The sequence below is a fragment of the Mycobacterium sp. URHD0025 genome, assembly GCF_000426065.1.
Lineage (GTDB): Bacteria > Actinomycetota > Actinomycetes > Mycobacteriales > Mycobacteriaceae > Mycobacterium.
The window spans coordinates 288,661-313,248 of record NZ_AUEQ01000009.1 but is presented as its reverse complement, the minus strand read 5'-3'; the positions used below and the strand labels follow the sequence as shown (position 1 = coordinate 313,248).

General features: G+C 67.2%; 17 protein-coding genes and 1 pseudogene. 10 read left to right on the top strand and 8 right to left on the bottom strand.

Annotated features, from left to right (window positions below):
* Positions 1–222: 222 nt before the first annotated feature.
* On the top strand, positions 223–1,212 hold the full coding sequence (speB, locus tag H977_RS33135; RefSeq protein WP_081681718.1) for an agmatinase: 990 nt from the start codon (positions 223–225) through the stop codon (positions 1,210–1,212).
* A gap of 72 nt (positions 1,213–1,284) precedes the next feature.
* On the opposite strand, the gene H977_RS33130 is transcribed toward speB, so the two are convergent.
* A complete protein-coding gene (locus H977_RS33130; RefSeq protein WP_081681717.1) occupies positions 1,285–2,067 on the bottom strand; it encodes a carbon-nitrogen hydrolase family protein in 783 nt (260 codons plus the stop codon).
* 165 nt (positions 2,068–2,232) lie between these two features.
* Here H977_RS33130 and H977_RS33125 point away from each other — a divergent pair, with 165 nt between their 5' ends.
* Positions 2,233–3,750, top strand: a complete 1,518-nt coding sequence (locus tag H977_RS33125; RefSeq protein WP_051288844.1) for an APC family permease — start codon at positions 2,233–2,235, stop codon at positions 3,748–3,750.
* Positions 3,751–3,757: 7 nt separating this feature from the next.
* Here the strand turns inward: H977_RS33125 and H977_RS0114130 are convergent, their stop codons facing one another.
* The 4 genes from H977_RS0114130 to H977_RS0114115 form a co-directional block, all read right to left on the bottom strand.
* Positions 3,758–4,774 carry a LacI family DNA-binding transcriptional regulator gene (locus H977_RS0114130; protein WP_029108475.1) on the bottom strand — a complete coding sequence of 339 codons (1,017 nt, stop codon included), beginning with the start codon at positions 4,772–4,774 and terminating at the stop codon, positions 3,758–3,760.
* A complete protein-coding gene (locus tag H977_RS34450) occupies positions 4,771–5,790 on the bottom strand; it encodes a polyprenyl synthetase family protein (RefSeq protein WP_196808238.1) in 1,020 nt (339 codons plus the stop codon). Before H977_RS34450 ends, H977_RS0114130 begins: the two co-directional genes overlap by 4 nt.
* Before the next feature lie 177 nt (positions 5,791–5,967).
* A complete protein-coding gene (locus H977_RS0114120; RefSeq protein WP_029108474.1) occupies positions 5,968–6,651 on the bottom strand; it encodes a class I SAM-dependent methyltransferase in 684 nt (227 codons plus the stop codon).
* 18 nt (positions 6,652–6,669) lie between these two features.
* The gene (locus H977_RS0114115; protein ID WP_029108473.1) at positions 6,670–8,151 is read right to left on the bottom strand and encodes a glutamate-cysteine ligase family protein; all 1,482 of its coding nucleotides are present in this window, start codon (positions 8,149–8,151) and stop codon (positions 6,670–6,672) included.
* Positions 8,152–8,272: 121 nt separating this feature from the next.
* Between H977_RS0114115 and H977_RS0114110 the strand changes: the two genes are divergently transcribed.
* Positions 8,273–9,406 carry an acyltransferase family protein gene (locus H977_RS0114110; protein ID WP_029108472.1) on the top strand — a complete coding sequence of 378 codons (1,134 nt, stop codon included), beginning with the start codon at positions 8,273–8,275 and terminating at the stop codon, positions 9,404–9,406.
* On the opposite strand, the gene H977_RS34445 is transcribed toward H977_RS0114110, so the two are convergent.
* Positions 9,380–10,120, bottom strand: a complete 741-nt coding sequence (locus H977_RS34445) for a DUF5336 domain-containing protein (protein WP_155946638.1) — start codon at positions 10,118–10,120, stop codon at positions 9,380–9,382. The two genes, H977_RS0114110 and H977_RS34445, sit on opposite strands and share 27 nt — an antisense overlap.
* Positions 10,121–10,135: 15 nt before the next feature.
* Complete coding sequence (eccE, locus tag H977_RS0114100) at positions 10,136–11,854, bottom strand: type VII secretion protein EccE (RefSeq protein WP_051288842.1); 1,719 nt, start codon at positions 11,852–11,854, stop codon at positions 10,136–10,138.
* A 64-nt stretch (positions 11,855–11,918) separates the two neighbouring features.
* Between eccE and eccB the strand changes: the two genes are divergently transcribed.
* Positions 11,919–13,424 carry a type VII secretion protein EccB gene (gene eccB / locus H977_RS0114095; RefSeq protein WP_029108469.1) on the top strand — a complete coding sequence of 502 codons (1,506 nt, stop codon included), beginning with the start codon at positions 11,919–11,921 and terminating at the stop codon, positions 13,422–13,424.
* Between the two features lie 10 nt (positions 13,425–13,434).
* Here eccB and eccD (H977_RS0114090) read toward each other — a convergent pair whose 3' ends face one another.
* On the bottom strand, positions 13,435–14,853 hold the full coding sequence (gene eccD / locus H977_RS0114090; protein WP_353588041.1) for a type VII secretion integral membrane protein EccD: 1,419 nt from the start codon (positions 14,851–14,853) through the stop codon (positions 13,435–13,437).
* A 169-nt stretch (positions 14,854–15,022) separates the two neighbouring features.
* Here eccD (H977_RS0114090) and H977_RS0114085 point away from each other — a divergent pair, with 169 nt between their 5' ends.
* From H977_RS0114085 to H977_RS0114060, 6 genes and pseudogenes are all read left to right on the top strand, one after another.
* Positions 15,023–19,060, top strand: coding sequence for a type VII secretion protein EccC (locus H977_RS0114085; protein ID WP_029108467.1), 4,038 nt, complete (start codon positions 15,023–15,025; stop codon positions 19,058–19,060).
* Positions 19,057–20,508 carry a type VII secretion integral membrane protein EccD gene (gene eccD, locus H977_RS0114080; protein ID WP_051288841.1) on the top strand — a complete coding sequence of 484 codons (1,452 nt, stop codon included), beginning with the start codon at positions 19,057–19,059 and terminating at the stop codon, positions 20,506–20,508. Before H977_RS0114085 ends, eccD (H977_RS0114080) begins: the two co-directional genes overlap by 4 nt.
* Positions 20,508–21,890: a type VII secretion-associated serine protease mycosin gene (gene mycP, locus H977_RS0114075; protein WP_029108465.1), complete on the top strand. Its 1,383-nt coding sequence runs from the start codon at positions 20,508–20,510 to the stop codon at positions 21,888–21,890. Before eccD (H977_RS0114080) ends, mycP begins: the two co-directional genes overlap by 1 nt.
* 216 nt (positions 21,891–22,106) lie before the next feature.
* A pseudogene (locus H977_RS0114070) lies at positions 22,107–23,528 on the top strand (MinD/ParA family ATP-binding protein); the annotation flags it as partial.
* Positions 23,529–23,778: 250 nt separating this feature from the next.
* Entirely contained in the window at positions 23,779–24,243 is a 465-nt protein-coding gene (locus H977_RS33110; RefSeq protein WP_051288840.1) for a YbaB/EbfC family nucleoid-associated protein, read from the top strand.
* A 4-nt stretch (positions 24,244–24,247) separates the two neighbouring features.
* Positions 24,248–24,544: a WXG100 family type VII secretion target gene (locus H977_RS0114060; protein WP_029108463.1), complete on the top strand. Its 297-nt coding sequence runs from the start codon at positions 24,248–24,250 to the stop codon at positions 24,542–24,544.
* Positions 24,545–24,588 lie beyond the last annotated feature (44 nt).

The window sequence follows — 24,588 nt, the reverse complement described above, 5'->3', positions numbered from 1 at the left end:
GCGGCGGTAAGTCGCTGACGCAGTTCCTCGATGCACGCTCGCTCCATTGGGGGCACGACGCTGCTCAGCTGTGGGCCAAGCGTGCCCTGGACGTCGGTGGAAACCGATGCTACGGTCGGTGCCGAATCGTTTCGGCAACTGTTGCCAGGGGTGATGGCTCTCCCAGACGGTTCGCCAGTCCAGGTGCGAGCGTCTGCTCGCGTTAAGTGAAGTGAGGTAACCATGAGTGAAGTGACCGCCGGCTCATTCGACGAAACGATGTGGAGCGGGCTGCTGCACGGTGGCCACAGCGGAACTTTTATGGGTGTGCCGAGTATCGAGCTCGACCGCGAAGTGATCAGGGCGTCTGGAACGAAGGCGGTCGTCTACGGATTTCCGTTCGACGCGACGACGATCAGCCGGAGCGGGGCGAACTACGGCCCTCGTGCGATCCGCGAGACCTCGGTCCAGTTCACGAACTTCCAGGCGACCTACGACTTCGACCTCTTCGCGAAGCTGCCGCTGGCCGACGGTGGAGACTGCAAAGTCGCTCTCGGCAACACCGTGAAGACCTTCGAGCGGGTAGAGGCCGACATCGCCGAGATCGTCGCGGGCGGAGCGATTCCCGTGGTCTTCGGCGGCGACCATTCGGTGAGCATTCCGGTCGGCAAAGCCGCGAGACGACCGGGCACGAGCCCGGGATGGGTGCAGTTCGACACGCACCTCGACGCTGCACCGCATGTCGGAGGTGAAGAGCTGAACCATTGCTGCACCATCACCCGCGCCGTCGACAACGGCTACGACCCGTCGAAGATGGTGCTCGTCGGCATCAGTGGATGGATGAACCCGAAGACCGAGTTGAAGTACTGCCGGGACCACGGCATCCGTGTCATCTGGTTGGAGGACATCTGGGAGCACGGTGTGGCATGGGTGATCGATCAGATCCTTGAGCGGGTCGGCGAGGAGGGCTTCTACCTGACCTTCGACGTCGATGCGCTCGACGCCGCCTACGCGCCGGGAACCTGCGCTCCGACGCCGGGCGGTATGACCATGCGCGAGGCACTGGAGATCATTCGGGGCATCTCGTCGGCCGGGTTGATCGGGATCGACGTCGCGGAGGCGCTTCCGGCGCACGATCATTCGACCCGGACGCAGCTGATCGCCGCTCGTGTTGTGCTGGAAGCACTCGCATTCCACGCGGGGGCGCCCCGCACGCCGGTAAAGGTCGGCTGACCCGATGTGAACGTGTGCGGGTCCGGGCTGAGCGAGCCCGGGCCCGCACACGTGTGTGAGCGCTGATTCCCTCTACGACTCGTAGAGCTCGGGGCGGCGCTGACCGAGCATGTCGACCACGCCTTCGCTGTGCATACCGACCTCCACCTCGGCAGTCACGCTGCCGGTCTCAACGGTGTTGAGCGCGGCGAGCACGGAGCCGTCCCGGTCGATGATCCGGCTCGATCCGCAAAAGCTGTGCCCGGACTCGTCGCCGACCCGGTTCGCGTAAGCCAGCGGGACCCGATTCTCCAGAGCGCGAGAGGCGCTGGCGATGACGTGATCGCGCTCGTAGGGATGCATGTTCGCCGACCCCGCCACGAGAAGGCCGGCCCCGCGGAGGACGAGGGTGCGGGACACCTCGGGGAACTCGAGCTCGAAGCAGTTCAGGACGCCGATCGTGGTGTCGCAGAGGGTGACCGGTTGGAGTGTGTCACCACTGAGGAACGCCTCGCGTTCGGTCCCGAACAGGTGCGTTTTGCGAATGGGATCCTTGATCGTGCCGTCTCGGTCGATGGCGAGGTAGGCATCGAAAAAGCCACCCGGGCCGTGTTCGACGAATCCGGCCAGCAGGGCTGTGTCCGTGGAACGGCAGCGGTCCGCGAGTCCGGTGATTCGGGGGTCGTCAAGCCGCAGTGCGATCTCGTCGAGGGCGGTCGTTTGGTATCCAGGCAGAAAGAGCTCAGGGAAGACCACCAGGTCTGTTCCGCCTGCTGCGGCAATACCCTCTTCGACACGGGAGAAGTTGCGTTCGAGATCCCGTGACCTGGGCGCTTCCTGAATCACGCTGAGGCGCAGAGTTTTTGGCGGCTTCATAATGCTCTCCAGTATCCATGACGGGCGGGTGGGCCGGGGTTTCTCGAATCGTTTCGACCAACAATCCGGCCGTAAAAGGCAGGTTAACTCGTCTTGTCAAAACGTTTCGGCCATCGTAGTGTGAGCGCCGCTACACCTCCTCACCCAGTGGATCAAGGGAGCACTATGGCCGAGGCGCCGATGGTGATGAAAAGAGAGTTCACCACCTTTTCCGCTCTGTCCGTCGCATTCGCGTTCGTCTCGCCGATCGTTGCTGTCTACAGCGTTCTCGGCGTCGGGCTGGCAACGTCGGGGCCTGCGTTCATCTGGGGCGGCCTCATCCTCTATGCCGGCCAGTTCGTCGTAGTGCTCACGCTGGGCGTGCTCGCCTCGAAGTGGGCGGACTCCGGTGGTATCTATCAGTGGTCTCGTCGGCTTCTGGGATCTCGCTACGGTTGGTTCGCGTCGTGGACCTACATCTGGACACTGCTGATCACGCTTCCCGCAGTCGCTTACGCCGGGGCGGTGCTGATCCCGCCCATCGTCGGTCTGTCGGGTGTCGATCACGGGCTCGTCACGTGGTTGGCGGTCGCGATACTCGCGTTCAGCACGCTGGTGAATCTCGCTGGGCGTGTCTTCATCAAGATTCTCGTGGTCGCGGTGATCGTCGCCGAGGCGGTCGGGTCGGTCGGGGTGGCGATCTGGCTGCTCGTGTTCGAGCGCCATCAGGGCCTCGAGTACCTGTCACCGGCAACACTTCCCGAACACCAGGGGGTGCTGTTCTCGGCGCCGCTCGTGATGGCCATCGCATTCTCGAGTTACTTCGCGATCGGCTTCGAGAGTGCGAGCTCGATCGCCGAGGAAGTCAAGCGCCCCAAGCGGGCCGTGCCCCGTGCGATGGTGGTCTCGTTCTTCGCCATCATGAGCATCGTGGTGTTCAGCACGCTCGCGTTCACTCTCGCGGTGCCGAGCGAGGACTTCTTGAGGAACCCCGAGAACGCCGCGGATCCGGCCGTCACCATCATGGCCGGCGCACTTCCCGCGCCGATGTTCCGCGGTGTCCTTGCGCTTTTCGTCATCGCATTCGCCGCGAGCCTCATGACGATTCAGATCACGGTTTCTCGAATCGTCTGGGCGACAGCGCGCAACGGCGAGCTGCCGTTCGCCCGTACCCTCACGAGCCTTTCCGGATCGACCGGGCTGCCGCGGAACGCGGTGATCGTCACAGCGATCATCGCGGTGCTGCTCTTCATCCCGTTCCAGAGCGAGGGCATTCAGATGGCGCTGATCTCCTTCTCCTCGGTGGGCTTCTTCATCTCGTTCCTGTTTCCGATCCTCGGCATGGCCATCGCGCGAGTCCGCGGTCAGTGGAGAGACGAGCCCGACCTCTTCCTGGGGCGCGCGGGCCGCGTCGTTGGCTGGATTGCGCTTGTGTGGCTGGTATTTCAGATCACCAACGTGGCGTGGCCGCGAGAGACCGGCGGTGGCTGGGCCAGCGACTGGTCGACGATCATCGGGGCTCTGGCGGTCGGACTGCTCGGCGTCGTCGTGGAGAACTGGGTGCATCGAAGGAGATTGCACGCGGCTTCGACGGGGCAGACGATCGTGCTCTTCGAGCGTGACGAGTCGGCCGACGACGAAACGGAGCGCGAGCCTGGCTTCGAGACACCGCGAAGCTACAGCGCCAGCGCGGAGACCGTGTGAGGAGCCGTCAATCCGCGAGCGTCGACTCTCGGACGGTCAGCGATGTGTCCACGAGCTCGCGCCGGCGCCCGGTCTCCCCGTCGAGCGTCGCAACAAGCAGTTCGACTGCGACCTGGCCCAGCCGAACGGGGTGGAGATCGAGTGCGGTGATCGGTTTCTGCAGGCCGTAGTCGAGGTAGCGGCTGTCCGTGAGACTGACCACCTGAAGATCTTCGGGGACGGACAGCTTCAGCATGTGCGCGCTGCGCTCGGTCGCGAATGCGAGGGTGTCGAGCGTGGCCAGCACTGCGTCGAAACGGCGATCCGGCGAGGCGAGCGCGGCCCGGATCACCGGTTCGGCCTCGTCCACACGGGGACCGGGCGAGCGGATGATGATCGGGTCGAGTGAGACGGTCGAACACCAATCGAGATACGCCGAGAGCTCGTCTCGCACATAGGAAGAACTCGTCTCGCTCAGGAACAGCGCCGTGCGCGAACTGCGAACCGCGTTCAGATGAGCCAGAGCCGTCATCGTGCCCGTGGAGAAGTCGTTGTCCACCCAGCTGAACTCGCCGGAGTTCCGGCCGATCGTGGCGCAGGCCAAGCCGGTGCGAGCGACTTGTGCGAGCAGCTCATCGTCATCGCTCGGGTCGACGACGATGAGGCCGTCAGCTGCCGAGAGGAACGCCTCCGAGGACAAGTGGGAGGGGAGCATCGACAGAAGGAACCCTCGCTGGAAGGCCTCGGCGCTCGCCCCGTTGAGGACTCTGAAGTAGTACTCGATGTCCCATTCGGGTTGCAGATCGGTGGTCGACGACTGGACGGCCATGGGGGAGACCGTCAGTACGAGCGAGCCGGTCCTGCCCGCATTCAGGCTCTTGGCGATCCGGTTTGCCGTGTACCCCAGCCGATTCGCGACATCGATGACGTTCTGCCGGGTGGCCGCGGCGACGCGTCCCTTTCCGTTCAACGACTCTGACGCTGTGGCGACGGAGACGCCGGCTTCATGCGCGACGTCCTTGATGGTGATACGGCGGGGCTTCACGGAACGTCGGACCCGCAATCCTTGCTCGAGAATTGGTCGAGATCGGCCAGGACGGTTTTCACCGTGAGGTCGAGCGTCTCGGGTCGCTGTGCCGGGGGCAGCAACGTCCGAAATTCCTCGACCAGCCCGCCGATTCGCTTCTTGGTGCAACGCAACGTGCGATCCGAACCCGCTTCGCCGGCCAGGACGTCGCGCAGCGATGGGTCTGAGGCCGAACGAGTCTCACCCAGATCGGCGAGATGACGATAAGCACTCCACAACGGCAGCGTCGGAACTCCGTTGCGAAGATCGGCCCCCTGATCCTTGCCGAGGTTCAGGGCGTCGTCTCTGACATCGAGCAGGTCGTCGGTGAGTTGGAATGCGAGACCGAGCCGCTGCCCCGACTCTCGGAAGCGATCCTGGAGCGCGGGGTCGCAGGACGCTGCCATGGCACCGAGCTCGAAGGCCGCTCCGAAGAGAGCGCCTGTCTTGAGCGTCGCGTAATTCTTGATTTCGGGCCCGGCTTCCTCACCCCATTCGAGCGCCGGTTCGAGAAGCTGGCCCTGGCAGAGCTGTCCGAAGGCACGAGCGAGCGGGGTGACGGCGCGCTCGCCGAGGCCTGCTGCGGTTTCGAACGAGACGGCGATGAGCAGATCTGCGATGAGGATCGCGGTGGCCTCGTCCGCGGCGGAGTGCAGTGACGGCAGTCCCCGGCGGAACAGAGATCCGTCGATGATGTCGTCGTGGACGAGCGACGCGGTGTGGAGCAACTCGAGAGCGACGGCGGCTTCCGCGGCGAACCCTGGATCGGGCGTGCCGAAAGAGTGCGCCACGAGGAAAAGGGTTCGGGCGCGCAGGTGCTTCCCGCCTGACAGGGCGTCGATGACGGTCGATGGATCATCAACGGGCAGAGCGATGTTCGCGATGCGCTCGGACACCCGAGCCCTGAGGCTGGCGGCTACGGAGGACACCCGGGCATCGACCGTTTCGGGGGAGAACGGTTCCGCGTCTCGTGCGAGGGTGGTCGGAGTCGTCACACGGGTCCCTTCTCCGGTGAATACGAGGAATTCGACCAGGATACGGACGCGCATGGCGGGTGCCAAATCGATTCGGCACCCGGGTGTGTTTCATTCGAACCAGAGGAACTACTGCCGGGCCGGCAGCCGCGCCTGTGCCGCGGCCACCGGACCCGGAGGATCCAGCATTCTGAGGGGTCAGTCCGCCTTGTGCGCAGTGAGCAGGAACGCCGGGAACTTGATGCGGCCCTTGTCGTCGTAGTCGTGCGCCGGCAATTCGAACGGCACATCAGCCGGCATCGCGACGGCATTGGCGTGGATGAACGCCGGGCGGATGTCGTCGACCTCCCAGTACTTCGACACCGCCGCCCGCAGCTCGTCCTCCGACACCTCGTTGGGCTTGGTCTCCAACTCGGCCGGGAACGCGCCCTTGGCGAACACCAGCACGTAGTAGTTCGCGCCGGGTGCGGAGGCCCGATGGATGGACTTCAGGTAGCCGTCACGGCCCTCGACGGGCAGCGAGTGGAACAAGGTCGAGTCCACCACGGTGTTGAACCGGCCGTCGTAACCGGTGAACGAGGTGATGTCGGCCTGCGCGAAGCTGGCCGTCGACAGCCCCCGCACCTGGGCGGCGTTGTTGGCTGCGGCGATCGCCGTCGGACTCAGGTCCAGACCGACGACGGTGTAGCCGTCCGAAGCGAGTGTCAATGACAATTCGGCGTGCCCGCAGCCCGCGTCGAGCACGTCGCTGCGGAATTTCCCGGCCCGGTGCAGGGCCGCCAACTCGGGCTGCGGTTCACCGATGTTCCACGGTGGCGGACCTTCGAAACCCGCGTCTCCCTTGTAGGCGCCGTCCCAGTCCAGAACCTGTTCAGATGACATGATTCCAACGTACGCGTGTCAGTCCCACGTGTGGACGGGCTCGTTGCTGTGCATCAGCTGCACATATCGTCGCAACATCTCGGCCAACGCCTTGGGTCTGGTCAAGCCCCGCGATTGCAGCTTCTGCACGGTTGCCACCTGCCAGGTCGCACCGGTTCGTCCCGTCTTCGCGCGACCTTCGATGACCCCCAGATATCGGTCGCACACTTCCCCTGCCACACCCCAGCGGCGCAGCCCGTCGTGCGCCATCGGCAGCAGCTGACGCAGCACCAACTCATCGGGCGTCACCTCGCCCAGACCGGGCCAGTACAGCCGGGCGTCCATACCGTGCTGGGCGCCCTCGACGAAGTTGTGGTGGGCCGCGGCGAAGCTCATCTTGGTCCACAGCGGCCGGTCTTCCTCGGACAGCGTCCGCAGCAGCCCGTAATAGAACGCGGCATTGGCCAGCATGTCCACCACCGTCGGCCCGGCCGGCAGCACCCGGTTCTCCACGCGGAGGTGAGGGACACCGACCCCGTTCACTTCGACCACGTCGTATACCGGGCGGTTCCACCGGTAGATGGTCCCGTTGTGCAGTCGCAGCTCGGCCAGCTGTGGCGCCCGGCCCGCGGCGAGTTCGGCGACGGGATCCTCATCGGACAGCTCGGGCAGCAGTGACGGGAAATACCGCACGTTCTCCTCGAACAGATCGAAGATCGAGGTGATCCAGCGCTCGCCGAACCAGACCCGTGGCCGCACCCCCTGGGCCTTGAGCTCATCGGGACGGGTGTCGGTGGACTGGGTGAACAGCTCGATGCGGGTTTCGGCCCACAGCTGATGACCGAAGAAGTACGGCGAATTGGCGCCCACCGCGAGCTGCGGGCCGGCGAGCACCTGGGCGGCGTTCCAGTTGCGGGCGAAGTCGGCGGGGGATACCTGCAGGTGCAACTGCATGCTGGTGCATGCGGACTCCGGAGCAATCGAAGCCGATTGCAGGCTCAGACGCTCCGGCCCGGAAATGTCGATGGGCATGTCCTCACCGCGGGCGGTGAAGATCGAATCGTTGAGTGCCTGGTACCGGGTCGACTCGCTCATCCAGCCGTCCGAGAGATGCTCCGGCATCAGCGTCGGCAGGATGCCCACCATCACGATGTGCGCGCCGTCCTCGTTGGCCTTGATCTCGGCGGCGTTGAGGCTGAGCCTCACCTCATTCTCGAGCTCCAGCGCGGAGCGCCCGGGCAACGGCCGCGGCGGGACGTTGAATTCGATGTTGTAGGCGCCCAATTCGGTCTGATAGGCCGGATCCGCGATGGACGCCAGTACCTCCCGGTTGGTCATCGCGGGCTGATAGTCGTTGTCGACGAGGTTGCATTCGATCTCCATGCCGGTCAGCGGACGCTCGAACTCGAAACTCGACTGCGCGAGCATGGTTTCGAACACGTCCAGGCACAGCTGCACCTTGCGCCGGTATTCCTGCCGGTGCGCGCGGCTGAACTCGGTGTTGCTGACCTCTTCACCCACACCGCGATGCAACAACGCCGAGCCGGGTCCGCGCAACTGAATGCGCATATTCGTCGCGTTCGTGGACTCGGCGACCGGGTCATCGAACTCGGCCGGGAGGGCTCGGTCGCATACTGGCCCGGTGACGTCGTCGAGCGAGACCGAGCAGGGCGGTCTGGAACAGGTCTCGCACGCCGATCGCGTCGCCGCGCTCACCGGAGTGCGCGCGGTGGCCGCGATGACCGTGATGGGAACGCATGCGGCGTACGGCACCGGCCTGCTCTCGCAGGGTTACCTGGGCCTGATGAGCGCGCGGCTGGAGGTCGGGGTGGCGATCTTCTTCGTGCTGTCCGGGCTGCTGCTGTTCCGTCCCTGGGTGCGGGCGGCGGCGACGGGCACCGACGCGCCGAGCACCGGACGCTATGCGCGAAACCGGTTCCGTCGCATCATGCCCGCCTATGCCGTCACGGTCCTCGTCGTCTACGGCATCTATGAACTTCGTCCCGTGCAACCGAATCCCGGGCACACCTGGGCGGGCCTGCTGCGCAACCTGACCCTGACCCAGATCTACAGCGACAACTACTTCACGGCCTATCTGCACCAGGGCCTGACCCAGATGTGGAGTCTGGCGGTGGAGGTGGCGTTCTACGCGATCCTGCCGCTGCTGACCTATCTGTTGTTGGTGGTCTTGTGCCGCAAGCAGTTTCGGCCCGTACTGCTGTTGACCGGGCTGACCGTCCTGGCCGCGGTCAGCCCGGTGTGGCTGGTGTTGCTGCACAAGACCGACTGGCTGCCGGTGGCGGGCGGCGCCTGGCTGCCGCACTACCTGGTCTGGTTCGTCGCCGGGATGATTCTGGCCGTACTGGCGAGGATGGGTGTGCGCTGCTACGCGATGGCGGCGTTGCCGCTGGCGCTGGCCTGCTACCTGGTGGTCTCGACCCCGATTGCGGGCACCATCACCGCACCCGCCCTCGGCCTCACCGAAGACGTGGCCAAAACGCTGTTCTATGCGCTCATCGCGGCACTCGTGGTGGCACCGCTGGCGCTGGGCGGTGACGGTCTCTACGCGCGGGTGATGGGCAGCAGGCCGATGGTCGCCCTCGGCGAGATCTCCTACGAGATCTTCCTGCTGCACGTGGTCGCCATGGACCTGGTCATGGAGTTCGTGCTGGGCTGGAACGTCTACACCGGTTCTGCCACCGTGTTGTGGATCGTGACGCTGGCGGTCACGGTGCCGTTCGCCTGGCTGCTACATCGGCTCACCCGGCCGCGCTGACTCGTCGGCGCGCTGCGGCACATGCGGTACCGGTGACTGGGCAGTGCCTGCCCCGGCTCGCCCCGGCGGGGGCACGATCGCGCCGGGCTGGGCGGGAGCCGTGGCGGTGGCCTGGCCGTAATCATGTTGTGGCGAAAGCAGATCGGCATAGTCGCCGTACTGGGGCGCTTGCTGAGTGACCCGCGCGGCCGCACCGGTGGCCGGCGCCTGGGCTTGCGACTGGGTGTAGGCCTGGGCATAGGCCTGGCCGTAACCGCTGCGCTGCGCCGAATCCGGTTGTGCCACCGCGCCTTGTTGGTAGTACTGCTGCACGGCCTGGTTGTAGTAGTCGAGGTAGGCCTCATATCCGCCGGCGGCAGTGGCCGCCGTCGGCGTCTCCGGTGCCTGCCACCACGCCACGGCGGCCGCCACGGCCTGTAGTCCGGTGAGCACCGCGACGGTGGTCAGCACCCATCCCGAGGCGCCCGAGGCAGAGCTCAGGACGCTCGACAGGGCGTCGAGAAAACCCGCGGCGGCCAGGACTGCGGGGAGCCACGGTCCGGCAGTCTGCTTGGGCAGCAGGCCGATTGCCGATACCAGGGCCGCCAGTACGGCGAATCTGACGTGCCAGTCATTGCCACCGCCATCGGCGGCCGGGCCGAAGCTCACGCAGTAGGCGGCCAGGCCCAGCACCACCACTGCGATCGACAGGTTGCGATGAAGCGGATTGACCACGATCACTCCTTCACATCAGTCAGTGCTGTTCGCGGATGCTCTCAGATAGCGCATCTCGTCATCGGTGGCGACCATCGTGACCACCGCCGAGCCGGCCTGGGTGCTGACCTTGACGGTGTCATGTTCCAGTGAGATCAGGTCCAGCACGACGTCGGCGTTATCAGAGGCCGCTGTATTGGGCGGTGCGAGCACCATGGTGGTGACGCCGATCCGGACCGACTGCTCGGGAACACCGTCGAACATCTCGACGGTGTAATTGCGCTCCGCGCCGGCCTGGATGGCGCGCCGGTTGAAGTCCGCAACCCACAGCAGATCATGACGGCCGACGACGTCGACCATGTCACGCCAGAACGCCGGCCGCCTGCTGTGCACCAGCACCCGGGCGCCCAACGCGAGCGCGCGCAGCACCACTTGCTGGGCCAGGTGCAGCGTGCCGATGATCGCCACCCGCCGGATCTGCGGGCCGAACACCGGCAGCGCCACCGCGCGTCCCTCCTGGTCCGCACCGATCACCTGACCACAGCCCGACGCGGGCAGCGCCAGCTCACTCAGCGCGTCGCCGCGAAGACCCGACGCCCAGTGCGCGAGCCGGCCGGCCCCGGGAACCGCCGGGATCGGCAGCGTGGCCGCCAGAGCCGAAAACTGCTGACCGTGCAACGGGGTCAGGCCGCGCAGCTGGGTGGGTACGCGTACGTCGCTGTCGAAGCGGACCAATCCGCGGACCTGGACCAGATCCTGTTCGCCGCCGTGATCGGGGGCCTCACGCAGTGACAGGCACACCGTGGTGGAGTAGCTGGGCACTGTCCACAACAGTCCGAGGCCCGCCGTGGTCAGCATGTCCGGCTGCACGGCGAAACTGGACAGCCGGAAGTGGCCTTCGCGGCAGTCCTCCCACGTCTCTTCCACGCTCCCGAGATTGACGCCGTCGCTGAGCTGATTGGTGGCTGCCGCGATGCCGCTCGCGGAGAGGAACTGGGGCTGCAGGCCCGCTTCGGCCAGCCGGTTGGCGACGCGCCGCGTCGCGGTGGTGGCGGCCCGCAGGATGCCGTCGCGGTCGCCGCCGCGGCGCCGGACCGCCTCTGCGCACCGTGACGGGTTGAACCGCACGGCAATCCACACGGTGCGCTGGGCGATCGCGGGCAGCGGCCCCAACACGGAGTCATAGACGGCCGCGACGTCGGTGTGACCGGCCGAGCGGGCGCCCTGGCTGATGATGTCGATGGACTCGAGCGTGATGTCGAACTGGCGCAGACAGTCCAACAGGGCCTGCACGGGAACCATCTCGCCGGAAACCGTGACCCCCGGCTCCAAAACCGTCAGAGCCCTGGGATTTTCGTCGATACGCAGCAAGGACAGCAAAGTCGTGCCGTTCCAACGGAATCCGATCTGCAATCCGTCGGCGGTCGGAACGTCGAACGGTTCGGCGGGTAGTGGACCGGGCCCGGTCTTGCCTGCGCGCTTGCGCGTGCGCCGCCGTCGGTTGCGCAGATACCTCCCGCGCAGCGCCAGCGCCCGGGGGGCCGTCGTTCCCCTGACGACCGGGGCAGCCACCAGCAGTCCCACCATGAGGCCCGCGACTGCGCCCTGCCAGCCGGGCCGGTGCAGTTGCTGAGCGACGACGATGCCCGCCCACACCAGTATTTGCAGGACAACCAGGTCGAGCAGGGGGACCAGCCGCTGCGGGCCGGTTTCGCCGGCTGTCGTCAGCTTTGCTGCGAAAGCCAATGGACGCATCGCATTTCAGTAGCCGCTCTCAAGGATTCATGTCGAGGTGGTGCGGACGTGCTATACCCTACGCATGCCAGCGCAAGTTACCACTCGCGCACAGGTGAACGGCTACCGTTTCCTGATCCGTCGCCTTGAGCACGCGCTCATCCGGGGCGATTCGCGGATGATCCACGATCCGATGCGCGGCCAGATGCGGGCCCTGATCGTGGGGATGGTGATCGCCGTCCTGATCACGGGGGCGTCCGCCGTGATGGCGTTCTTCAAGCCGGCCCCCAACATCGGCGATGCCCAGATCGTGCTGAGCAAATCGAGCGGTGCCCCGTACGTCCGGATCGGTGACCAGATCCACCCCGTGCTCAATCTCGCGTCGGCAAGGCTGATCACGGGCAAGACCGACAGCCCCAAACAGGTTGACGACAAGTTCCTCGACGCCGTACCGCGCGGGCCCATGGTCGGCATCGTCGGCGCGCCGGCCAGTATCAACCGCGGCGACGACCTGGGAATGTCGTCGTGGACCGTCTGCGACAACCTGCTGATGCCGGGGGTCACCGAGACCACCGGCACACCCAGTCTGCAGACGACGGTGCTGGCCAACGATCCGGTGCTCGACGACAGCATCCGCCCGGTCGATTCCGCCGAGGCGATCCTCACGGAAACCGGTGGCACCACCTATCTGGTCTACCGCGGTGTGCGGGCCCCGATCGACGTGTCGGATCCGGTCCTGGTCAACGGACTTCACCTCCAGGGCGCGGCCACCCGGCCCATGTCGTCGTCCCTGCTCAACACATTCCCGCTGGTCGACCCGATCACGCCGGTGCTGATCCAGGGTTCGGGTGAGCCCGGCCCGCTCGGACCCGACCATCCCGTCGGCGCGATCGTCAAGTCCGTCGACTCCCGCGGTGAGCAGCTCTATGTCGTGCTGCGCGAAGGGCTGCAGCCCGTCACCCAGGCGACCGCGGACATCATCCGGTACAGCGCATCCGGCGAGGTGGCCACCGGGCAGATCGCCGAGATCGCGCCCGCGACCCTGGCCGAGGTGCCGACGGTTCACCGGCTGCCGATCGACCACTACCCGCTGGTGTCGCCGCGGATCGTGCCGCCGAACCCGGACCGCGTGGTGTGTATGGGTTGGCAGCGGTCCAACACCGATGCTCGCGCCGACGTGCAGCTGCTGGTCGGGCACCGGCTGCCCACCGCCGAAGGGGCGCAGATGGTTCGGCTGGCCAGTGCCGACGGCAGCGGGTCGGGAGCGGACTCGGTGTATCTGACACCGGGAGCCGGTGAGTTCGTGCAGGCCACCGGTAATGATCCGGACAGCCGCTCGACAGGGCAGCTGTTCTACGTCTCCGACACCGGAGTGCGCTACCACATCAAGGATCAGCCGACCGCCGACGTGCTCGGCGTCAGCGGCGTGAAGGTTCCCGACGGCCCGGCCAACGCCCCGCAGTGGGCGCCGTGGCCGGTGCTGTCGCTGTTGCCGCCCGGGCCGGAGCTGTCCCAGGAGGCGGCTCTGGTCGCCCATGACGGCATGGCCGCCGACCCCGACAGCAGCAAGGTGTCGACGGGCGAGCGGTGAGCCGCGGTGCCTACAGGCGCATCTCGCGGAAGAACGCGTAGACCCGGATGATCCAGAAGCACAGCGGGAAAAGCGATCCCACGGCGAGGTATTCGAGTATCTCGACCTGACGCCGCATCACCGGGGAGAACTCGCGCAGCGGTGCGACGAGTCCGCACGCCAGGATCAGCACCATCAGGGCGAGCAGTAGGACGAACGAGCGGACCTCCCAGCTCTCGACGTACACCGCGGTCTTGAGGATGACGGCGACGGCGATGGTCAGCCCGCTGCCGATGAGCGTCGCCGACTGCACCAGGTCGTGATGGCCGCGTCCGCGCAGACACAGCACCGTCGCCACCATGAGGGCGAAAACAGTGCCCTGCCAGTAGAAGCCATTTGTGACATCCACTGCGAGGTAACAACCGGCCAGGGCCGCGACGGCCGCCGCGACCAGTATCCCGGTGAGGTGCTGATTGGCCCGCCGCACCCGGCTGATCAGATCTTCCTCGGTGGGGATGATCTGTTTGCCGATCGCGTTCACGCCCTCGACGGTGGTGCCGCCCTGGGTCTCGATGTCGTCGAGTGGTTCACCGGCCGTCGGCACCCGCGGGATCGGCAACTTCGACAGCCCGATGGTCACCCGCGGGGCAAGGTAGACGACGATAACGGCAACCGTCGCGAGCAAAGCGCCCACGGAACGGATGGGCGGCTGCCACAGCAACATCGCCGTCGAACTGACGCCGCCGAAAGCGCACATCGCGATGATCGCCGTGTACACGGCCGATCCGCTGCCCGAGACGAGGAGCACCAGCAGTGCGCCGAACGCGGCAAGGGCGAACGCCATCGGCAGCGATGTGGCGCCGGAACCATCGGGCACCAGGTACAGCGAGCCCGCGAAAACCAACGGCGTCGACACCGCGACGATCCAGGCGGGCGCCGTGCCCGCCGAAGCGCGGTGCGCCACCAGACAGGCCAGCAGCACTCCCATCACGCCGAGGACCAGCACTGCCGCCGGCACAGCCGGCACCGCGGCCCAACGTGTCAGGACGCCGGCCAGCGTGACGGCGGCGGCCGCGGTGACACCGAAGCCCGCCAATGCGTCGGCGTTGGCCGTGAGCCAGCTCCGGACGGCGCCGGGCCCGGCGGCTGTGGCGCTCGTGTCGTCGACGTCATCGAACAGCAGTGGGCTGACCGGCTGGCCCACCGCACGGATCATCAGCAGGTCGCCGTCGTGGACACCTGCTTCACCGAGGGACAGGTGCGGGGCGATCGGCTCGCCGCCGAGTGGGGCCAGTGTCCACCGCCCATCGGCGGCGTCGAACTCGATGATCGCGTCCTGTGCGGTGATCTGCTCATTAGCGATATCGATGACATCGGGCATGTATTGGGCGATGCTGACGTGTGCGGGCAGCCCGACGTCGATGTTCAGCTCGCCGACCACCAGGGTCAAGCGGCTCAGCTCGGGTTCGGCTTCTGGATCAAGCTCCGACTCAAGCCTTGACTCGAGCCGTGCTGACGAGGGCGGTAGGGTCACAATCCAGTCGGCCTCCTGCGCAATGGGATTGCTCGACACGAACAATACCCAGCATCCGGCTCCAGCAGCTCCCGGGGAGGGAAGGTTGAGTACGCAGGGGTTCGTCCGCCGCCTTCGGGTGGCGCCGCCTCGGATGCCCGGAGGCGAGGTCAACCTGGCCCCACCGCCCGAGGTGCCACGGGCCATTCCGGGCAACCTGATGATGCGTCTGATGCCGTTCGTGATGCTCGTCGCGGTGATCGGCATGATCGCGCTGATGGTCACGGTCGGCGGCCGGGACATGGCCAGAAGCCCGATGTTCCTGCTCTTCCCGATGATGATGATCATGTCGATGGTCGGCATGTTCATGGGCGGCGGGAACCGCACGGGCAAAGCCGCCGCCGAGCTCAACGAGGAACGCAAGGACTACTTCAGTTATCTGGCCAATCTTCGCGAGGAAGCCGACACCACCGGCGCCGAACAACGGACGGCACTGGAATGGAGCCACCCCGATCCACGGGCGCTGAGCGATGTGGTGGGCACGCGGCGCATGTGGGAGCGGCGGCCCAGCGACGCGGATTACTGCCACATCCGCGTCGGGATCGGGACCCACCGGTTGGCGACCCGGTTGATGGCCCCCGAGACCGGGCCGCCCGAGGATCTGGAACCGGTCTCGACGGTCGCACTGCGCAGGTTCGTCAAGACCCATTCGGTGGTGCACGCACTGCCGACCGCGGTGTCGCTGCGCGCGTTCCCCACCATCACGTTCGAAGGGGAACGCAAGCTCGCGCAGCAGCTGGTGCGGTCGATGGTGCTGGAACTGTGCACCTTTCACGGCCCTGACCACGTGCAGGTGGCGATCGTCACGGCCAACCCCGACGGTGAGAACTGGAGCTGGGTCAAATGGCTGCCGCACGCGCAGCATGCGTCGACCCGCGACGGCATGGGTTCGATGCGGCTGCTGTTCCCCACGCTCGAGCTGATGGAGACCGCGCTCGCCGCGGAGCTGGCCGAACGCGGCCGGTTCACCCGCAACGCCCAACCGACGCAGGGCCTCAAACAACTGGTCGTCGTGCTGGACGACGGATTCGTCACCGGCGACGAGCAGTTGATCACCGATGCCGGGCTGGACAGTGTGACGCTGCTGGACCTCAACGGTCTGCGCGCCGGCGCATCGGCCCGTCGCAGCCTGCAACTGGTCGTCGAGGGCGACGATGTGGCGGCCCGCACCGCGGTGGGTGTCGAACGCTTCGCCACCCCGGACACGATCACGATCCCCGAGGCCGAGACCACGGCCCGGCGGATCGGACGCTACCGCCCGGCGAACGCCGCGCACATCGTCAGCCTGGAAGCCGATTCGAGGGCGGTCGACCCGGGCCTGATGGCGCTGTTGAAGATCCCCGACGCCGCGGGCATCGTGCCCGAACAGATATGGCGGCAGCGGTCCCCGCGGGAGCGGTTGCGGGTGCCGATCGGTATCACCCCGAACGGTCAGCCCATCGAGCTCGACATCAAGGAGGCCGCCGAGGGTGGCATGGGCCCGCACGGGCTGTGCATCGGCGCCACCGGATCGGGCAAGTCGGAATTCCTGCGCACCCTGGTGTTGTCGATGATCACCTCGCACTCACCCGAGCAGCTCAACCTGGTCCTGGTCGACTTCAAGGGCGGGGCCACGTTTTTGGGGCTGGACGGTATCGCCCACATCGCGGCCATCATCACCAACCTCGAAGACGAGCTGACCATGGTGGACCGCATGCGCGACGCGCTGGCGGGCGAGATGAACCGGCGCCAGGAGCTGTTGCGCTCCGCGGGAAACTTCCCGAACGTCACCGAATACGAGCGCGCCCGCGCGGCAGGCGCGGACCTCGAACCGCTGCCCGCACTGTTCATCGTCGTCGACGAGTTCTCCGAACTGCTCTCGCAGAAACCCGATTTCGCCGAGCTGTTCGTGATGATCGGCCGGCTGGGCCGCTCCCTGCACATGCACCTGCTGCTGGCCTCACAGCGACTCGAAGAGGGAAAGCTGCGCGGCCTGGACTCGCACCTGTCCTACCGGATCGGTCTCAAGACGTTCTCGGCCGGTGAGTCACGCAGCGTGCTTGGCGTACCCGACGCCTATCACCTGCCCAGCGTTCCCGGTTCGGCATTCCTGAAATGCGATGCTTCCGAACCGATCCGGTTCAACGCGTGCTACGTGTCCGGTGAGTACGTCAAGCCGCGCGTCTCGGCGCGCACCGGGCGGGTGACGCAGTTGGGGGCGCTGGCGCCCAAGCTGTTCACCGCGACCCCGGTCAAGAAGGATCCGGTGCCCGCGAGAGTGTCGTTGCCGCACGATGTTCCGGAGGCCGAGCCGGAAAGGGCGAGTTCCGGGCCTAGCAAGACCACGTTGCTCGACATGGTGGTCAGCAGGCTGCGCGGTCACGGCAGGCCGGCTCACGAGGTGTGGCTGCCGCCGCTGGACGACAGCCCCGCGGTGAACGAGCTTCTGCCGGAATCGGATTGGTCGTCGCCGCAGAACCTCAACGGCCGGCTGTGGATGCCGATGGGTGTGGTGGACCGGCCCTACGATCAGCGCCGCGATGTGCTGATGGTCGACCTGTCCGGCGCCCAGGGCAACGTGGCCGTGGTCGGCGGGCCGCAATCGGGCAAGTCCACCGCGCTGCGCACCCTGATCCTGTCCGCCGCCGCCACCCACACTCCCGAGCAGTTGCAGTTCTACTGCTTGGACTTCGGCGGCGGCACCCTGACCAGCCTGGCGAAGCTGCCGCACGTCGGCGGCGTGGCCGGCCGGATGGACGCCGACGCCATCCGGCGCACCGTTGCCGAGGTCGCCGGCGTGCTGCGGAGCCGGGAGCAACTGTTCCGCGACCTCGGTATCGAGTCGATGCGCGACTTCCGTCAGCGCAAGGCCCTGCTGGCCGGCCTGCCGCCGGCCGAGGCGGCGCTGGATCCGTTGAGCCAGGACAACTTCGGCGATGTGGTGCTGGTGGTCGACGGCTGGGCGTCGATCAAGAGCGATTTCGAGCAGCTCGACCCGGTGATCCAGTCCCTGGCCATCCAGGGTCTGTCCTACGGTGTGCACGTGGCGATCACCGCCTCGCGCTGGATGGAGATCCGGCCTGCGGTCAAGGACATGCTCGGCACCCGCGTCGAGCTCCGGCTCGGCGACCCGATCGACAGCGAGGTGGCGCGCCGGTCCGCCGAACTGGTGCCGATCGGTCGGCCAGGCCGGGGCATCAATTCCGAGCGGCTGCACATCCTGATCGGATTGCCGCGGCTGGACTCCAGCTCGACCGTGGAGGATCTGCCTGCCGGGGTCGCCGGAGCCGTCGAGGCGGTACGCGCCCACTACCAGGACCGCGAGGCGCCGAAGGTGCGGATGTTGCCGCACGACGTCAACCGCGACGATGTCGTACGGGTGGCCCGCGATGCCGGTCAACTCAGCAAGTCACGAATCGCGATCGGCATCAACGAGGAAGAGCTGGCGCCGGTGATCCTGGATTTCGACTCCCAGCCGCACCTGGTGGCGTTCGCCGACACCGAATGCGGAAAGACCGGTCTGTTGCGCAACATCGCGGCCGGTGTGATGGAGAACGCCAGCCCGCTCGAGGCCAAGATCATCCTGGTCGATTTCCGTCGCTCGATGCTCGGCGTCGTCCCCGACGAATACCTCGGCGGCTATGCCACGGCCCCGCAGTCGTGTACGGATCTGATGACGGCACTGGCCGGTGCCCTCAGAGATCGCCTGCCACCCAACGACATCACTCAGCAGCAGCTCAAGGAACGATCCTGGTGGTCGGGTCCGGACCTGTTCGTGATGATCGACGACTACGACCTGATCCCCGGTGGTTCCCTGAGCCATCCGCTCGGCCCGCTGGTGGAGTTTCTGCCACAGGCGCGTGACATCGGGCTGCGCGTCGTGGTCACCCGGCGCAGCGGCGGTGCCGGGCGGGCGATGATGGACCCGATCGTCGGCCGCCTGAAAGACCTGTCCTGCAACGGTTTGGTGATGAGCGGCAGCAAAGACGAGGGCGGTCTGTTCGGCGGTTACAAGGCCAGCGCGATGCCTCCGGGCCGCGGCATGCTGGTTTCGCGGAGCACCCGCAGCGGTGTGGTGCAACTGTCGAGGATGCCCGACCTGTGACCGGGGTCGAGGAGCTTCGCGCGGTCCACGTGGTGTCCGCTGCGCCCGAGGCGATCCGGGTGTCGGTGGTGGGCGGGCGCACCCAACTCGATGTCGCGCTCCCGGCCGACGTCCCGGTGGCGGCCTTCCTTCCAGAGCTGGCCCGGCTGATCAAGTCCCGCGACGACGAGCGCAGTGACGACATGGCCGACCGCGACGAGCGGCGGACCTTCTGGGAGCTCAGTCGCCAAGACCGGTCCGGTGCGCTGGCACCCGACCGGACCCTGCGCGAGGCCGGGGTGGAAAACGGTGAGCTGCTGCGCCTCTCGGCTCGCCGCGCGTTGTCGCCACCCACGCTGTACGACGATGTGGTGGATGCCGCGGCCCGGCTGAACCGGGCGTCGTACGCGGCCTGGAGTGCCACCGCGGCGCGAACGATGGCCTTCACAGGATTGTGGCTCTGCTCGGCAGTGTGGGTGGTGCTCCTGCTGGCCCCCGCGTTGTCGGCGCACCGGCCGACGATCATGATCGCCGCGACGCTGACGCTTGCCGTGTTGATCGCCGGTGCGGCATTCGTGCGCCGGTTCCTGGGCCGGGCCGACATCGCCGCGGCGGCCGGTCCGCCGGTGATCGCCATCGGCACCGCGGCAGGTTGGGTCGCGGCGGCCCCACACGGTGCGGTCGGCCTCGCCGCGGCGTCCGCAATACTGTTGGGGCTCACCGTCTTCTGTCACCGCGTGATCGGTGCCGGCCATTGGACCTACGTGACCGCCGAGGTGCTGCTGTCTTTCGGAGCGGTGGCGTTCGGTGCCCGGGCGCTGGGTGTGCCGGTCGCAGTCGTGGCCACCCTGGCCGCGGTGGTCGCGGTGTTCGCTTGCCTGGCGGTGCCGGCGCTGACGGCGCGGCTGGACCAGTACCCGACGGCTTCCGCGGGCGCCTCGCGGGCGGACGACCCGTTCACCACGTCGGCCGTGCAGCCGCAGCCGGGCACACCCATGCCGAGTGCGGAACAGGTGTGGGACCGGGTGCACTCGGCGGTGCTGACCCGCTCCGGCCTGCTGGCCGGTGCCGCCACGGCCGCGCTGATCAGCGCCACGGCGCTGATGCGCACCGACACAGGGTGGGCCGCCTTCGCTTTCGCACTGATCTGCGCTGCGGTGCCGGCATTGCGCAGCCGCCGGGCCGCGACCTGGCCCGAACGCGCCGCGCTTGCCGTGCCGGCTGTGGCGCTCGTGCTGGTCACCTGTGTGCAATCCCAGGCCGGGGTGTGGCCATTGCAGCTCACCGGGGTTGTCGTGCTGGCGGTGCTGGCCGTCGCCGGGGTGGTCCGTGTGGTCGGCCGAGACAGCCGAAAGCTGCGCATGGCCTCCGTGTATGTGGCCGTGGCGTATCTCGACTATGCGGCCGTCGCCGCGGTGATCCCGCTTGCTCTGTGGCCGCTCGGACTGTACGAACGGCTGGACGGCTGATGAGCCCCCGGCGGTCCGCGGCGGTGGTGACCGTCGTTCTCACCGTCGCGTTGTCCGGCTTCGGCGCGCCGCCGGCCGGTGCCGTGACGCCGCCCGTCGTCGAACCCGGGCCGCCGCCCAGCGGGCCGGTGGCCCCGGCACAGCCGACCGAACAGAAGTCGATCTGCGGTATCCCCACCGGCGTGCTGCCCGGCACCGATTTCACCAAGCAGACGAGCGCCGAGGCCATGCTCGAATACCGCAGGGCATGGCGCTTTTCGCGCGGCGCCGGGCAGAAGGTGGCGGTGATCGACACCGGCGTGAACCGCCATCCGCGGCTCCCGGCGCTCGAGCCGGGCGGCGACTATGTGTCGAACAGCGACGGCCTGGTCGACTGCGACGCGCATGGCACCCTGGTCGCCGGCATCATCGGCGCGGTTCCGGCCGACGGCGACAGCTTCGCCGGGGTGGCCCCCGAGGCCACGATCCTGTCGATCCGGCAGAACAGCGGCGCCTTCAGCGTCGCGGGCACCAGCAGCGGCCAGAACGACGATCCCAACGCGACATCGATCGGATACGGCAACACCCACACGCTGGCGCTGGCGATCGCCCGGGCGGTGGACCTCGGGGCCACGGTGATCAACTTGTCGGAGGTGGCCTGCGCACCCGTGTCGGCGGGAATGGACGACAGGGAGTTGGGGCGTGCGGTGCGGTACGCCTACGAACGCAATGTCGTGGTGGTGGCTGCCGCGGGCAACTTCAACTCCCAGAGCATGTGCAAGGCGCAGAACAACATGAACGATCCGAATCAGCCGCTGCACAACGGCTGGAACAGTGTCAGCACCATCGCCAGCCCGGCCTGGTTCGCCGATTACGTGCTGACCGTCGGCGCCGTCACCACGTCGGCCACCCCGGCCGACTTCAGCCTGCACGGTCCGTGGGTGGCGGTGGCGGCACCGGGTGAGCGGGTCACGTCACTGGACGCCGCCGGACCCGGTCTGAGCAACGCACAGCTGGGCCAGCAGGGGCTGGCACCACTGAACGGCACGAGCTTCGCAGCGCCGTTCGTGTCGGGCCTGGTGGCGTTGATCAGGTCGCGCTACCCCGGCCTGACCGCCGGTGAGGTCAAGGATCTGGTCGAACGGACGGCACGCACCCCGGGGAATGGACCCAACCAGGCCACGGGTTACGGAGTCGTGGACCCAGTCGCCGCACTGACCTACCAGCTCCCACCGGGGGCCGCCGAGCGCGACGTCACGGCTGCTTCACCGATCGCAGGCCCGCCGCAACCTGATGCGGGTAATGTGCGGGCGCGCAGGATCGTCTTCACCGTCACCGCGGCGTGTCTTGCGTTGATGGTGGCGGCGGTGGCGGTGGCTGCTGCCCGGCGGCGCACCAGGTGAGTTAGGGGGAAGATGCCGGACGAGAATCAGCCGATCGGTGAGCACACCTCGCTCGACGACTTGGCTCCTGGTGAATTGGACGAGGTGGAGGCCCGGGCCGCCGCCTTGCTGGAACAGATTGCGGCGCAACGCACGGCCCGGCAGGCCCATACCGCCACATCGCCCGCCGATGAAACGACCGACGCCTTCGCGGTGTCGCCGCCTCCTGCACCCGCACCGGTAGAGCCCCCGGAACCCGTACAAGCGGCGCCCGACCCTGCCCCTGACCCGCCGGTCCGCCGGCTTGCCCCGCCCCCGTGGCAGATGCACAGCCCGATCGGGTCGAGGGAATTCGCCGAACGATTCGACCTGGACGAACAGCGCAGCGCCGAGCCGCAGCCCGAGCCCGCGCCACCGGTTGCCGAGCGTCCGGAAGCGCCGACGGGTTTGATCCCGATCCCGCCCCTGCATTCCGAGGAGCCGAGACCAGTACCGCCGCCCGAGGCGCCGAGGCATGCCCTGCCGCCGGAGGCTGCGGGTCATATGCCGGCGGCGGGTCATGTGCCGCCTCCGGCGGCGGCGAGGCCCGCACCACCGCCGCCTCCTCCACCACCGCTGCCTCCACTGCCGTTGCCGCCGCCGGGGTTCATCCCGCCACCCGGCTTGCTGCCTCCGCTGCCGCCGCAGGCGGGCGGGGCCCCGCCGCCGCAGTACTCCCCGGTGCCGCCCTCGCTCGACGACGCCGGAATCATCAACCGTGCCCGTAACGCACCTCACTCGGGATGGCGCCGGGCTGTGCATCTGGCCAGTGCGGGCCGCGTGAATCCCGGTGAGTCACGGAGGGAGCGTGAGCGGGACGACCTGCTGGCGCAGATCCGTCAGCCGATCGCCGGCGACTTCCGGATCGCGGTGCTGTCGATCAAGGGCGGTGTCGGAAAGACCACGACCACACTGGGATTGGGCTCGGCCCTGGCGATGATGCGCCACGACCGGGTGATCGCGGTGGACGCCAACCCGGATCGCGGGACACTGGCCGAGCGGGTGCGCGACGCGTCGAGTCAGTCCACTGTGCGCGACCTGCTGTCGGATCCCGACATCGAGCGCTACGCCGACGTGCGCAGTCACACGCGGATGGCGGGCAGCCGGCTGGAAGTTCTGGCCAGCGAGCAGGAACCGGCGGTTTCGGAAGTGTTCGGCGAATCCGACTATCGCCGCACCGTCAGCATCCTGCGGCGTTACTACAACATCATCCTCACCGACTGCGGTACCGGCATCATGCATTCCGCCATGGCGGGTGTGCTCGATCTGGCGCATGCGATCGTGCTGGTCAGTTCACCGGCGATCGATGCGGCCCGGAGCGCATCGGCGACGCTGGACTGGTTGATGCAGCACGGGCATTCCGCGTTGGTCCGCGAAGCGCATGTGGTGCTCAGCGCCTCGCGGCCCGGATCGGCGAAGCTCAAACTGGACAAGGTCTACGAGCACTTCGAGGCGCGGTGCCGTTCGGTACACATGATCCCGTTCGATCCGCATCTGGCCGAGGGTGCCGACGTCGATTTCGACCTGCTGGACCCGGCGACGCTCCAAGCGTATCTGGAATTGGCTGCGGCCGTTGCCGAGAAGTTTCCCCGGTTGCGGGGTGCGCCGCAGTACCGCTGACCGGCCCGCGCCACCACCGAGGCAAATATTTCTCGCCCGGACGCGGAGCGGGTGAGCTACCGGCTGCTGGACGGGACTATCCAGTTGGCTTCCGCTATCTCGACATCGTCGGCAAATTGACGTGCGAGCAGCATTGCGACAATGGCAATTTCGCGCCGGTGTGTTGTGCGCCCGCTCAAACATGGGAATCTCAAATCAGATTCGGTTAACTGCCTGGCAGCGCCTGGGTGAATCTGGAACACTTGCCCGAATGAGCAACGATGCCCTCCGGCATCAGATGACCGAGGTACTTGCCCTGGTCCAAGAGCAGATGGCCGATATCGCGGCGGTACAGCGCGAGCAGCAACAGCTGACCGCGACCGCTGACGCGGCCGATGGCTTGGTCCAGGTAACGGTCGATGCCCGCGGCCATGTCATCGAGACCACGATCGACGAGGCGTACCTCGACGAGTACGACCTCGAGGAACTCGGCGCCCACGTCACCTCTGCCGCGCAGTCCGCTGCGCACATCGTGGCGCAGCGGGCGGCTGCCCTGATGGTGCCGATCGACGAGCGCCGCCGGATGATGCCGTCGCTGTCGGACATCGTCGACAGTGCGCCCGATCTGCGTGACCTGACCAGGTCCGTATACGGCGCCGAGGCCGCGGTGGCCCCGGCGCGCGAACCTGAAGACGACGACACGGACGAATCCGCCTTCCCCACCGTGAGGAGCTGAACCGATGGCTGACGAGCTCGGTGTCGGACCTTCTGAGCTGCGCGCAACCTCGAAGGACCTGAATGATGTCAGCGTCAGGATGAAGAACGTGCTGTCCTCCCTGCATGCCAACCTGGCGTCCGAAGGTGCCGCGTGGGGGGACGACAAGATGGGTGACGGGTTCGCGAAGGGCGGCGAAGGGTATCTGGCGCAAAAGGATTGGGTCGACGGCTCCGTGGCGGTCAAAACCGAACTGCTCGATTACTACTCGGACGGTTTGAAGGGCTCTGCGGACTCCTTCGAGCAAAACGATCAGGCCTAGCGGTCAGCCCCATGGGGTGGCGCGCCGCGTAGGCCGGTTGCCGC

What these genes read in the sequence shown, in the direction of transcription:
- speB (WP_081681718.1), top strand. Translation starts at nt 223, where the DNA reads ATGAGTGAAGTGACCGCCGGCTCATTCGACGAAACGATGTGGAGCGGG.
- H977_RS33130 (WP_081681717.1), bottom strand. Translation starts at nt 2,067, where the DNA reads ATGAAGCCGCCAAAAACTCTGCGCCTCAGCGTGATTCAGGAAGCGCCC.
- H977_RS33125 (WP_051288844.1), top strand. Translation starts at nt 2,233, where the DNA reads ATGGCCGAGGCGCCGATGGTGATGAAAAGAGAGTTCACCACCTTTTCC.
- H977_RS0114120 (WP_029108474.1), bottom strand. Translation starts at nt 6,651, where the DNA reads ATGTCATCTGAACAGGTTCTGGACTGGGACGGCGCCTACAAGGGAGAC.
- eccE (WP_051288842.1), bottom strand. Translation starts at nt 11,854, where the DNA reads ATGCGTCCATTGGCTTTCGCAGCAAAGCTGACGACAGCCGGCGAAACC.
- eccB (WP_029108469.1), top strand. Translation starts at nt 11,919, where the DNA reads ATGCCAGCGCAAGTTACCACTCGCGCACAGGTGAACGGCTACCGTTTC.
- mycP (WP_029108465.1), top strand. Translation starts at nt 20,508, where the DNA reads ATGAGCCCCCGGCGGTCCGCGGCGGTGGTGACCGTCGTTCTCACCGTC.
- H977_RS33110 (WP_051288840.1), top strand. Translation starts at nt 23,779, where the DNA reads ATGAGCAACGATGCCCTCCGGCATCAGATGACCGAGGTACTTGCCCTG.
- H977_RS0114060 (WP_029108463.1), top strand. Translation starts at nt 24,248, where the DNA reads ATGGCTGACGAGCTCGGTGTCGGACCTTCTGAGCTGCGCGCAACCTCG.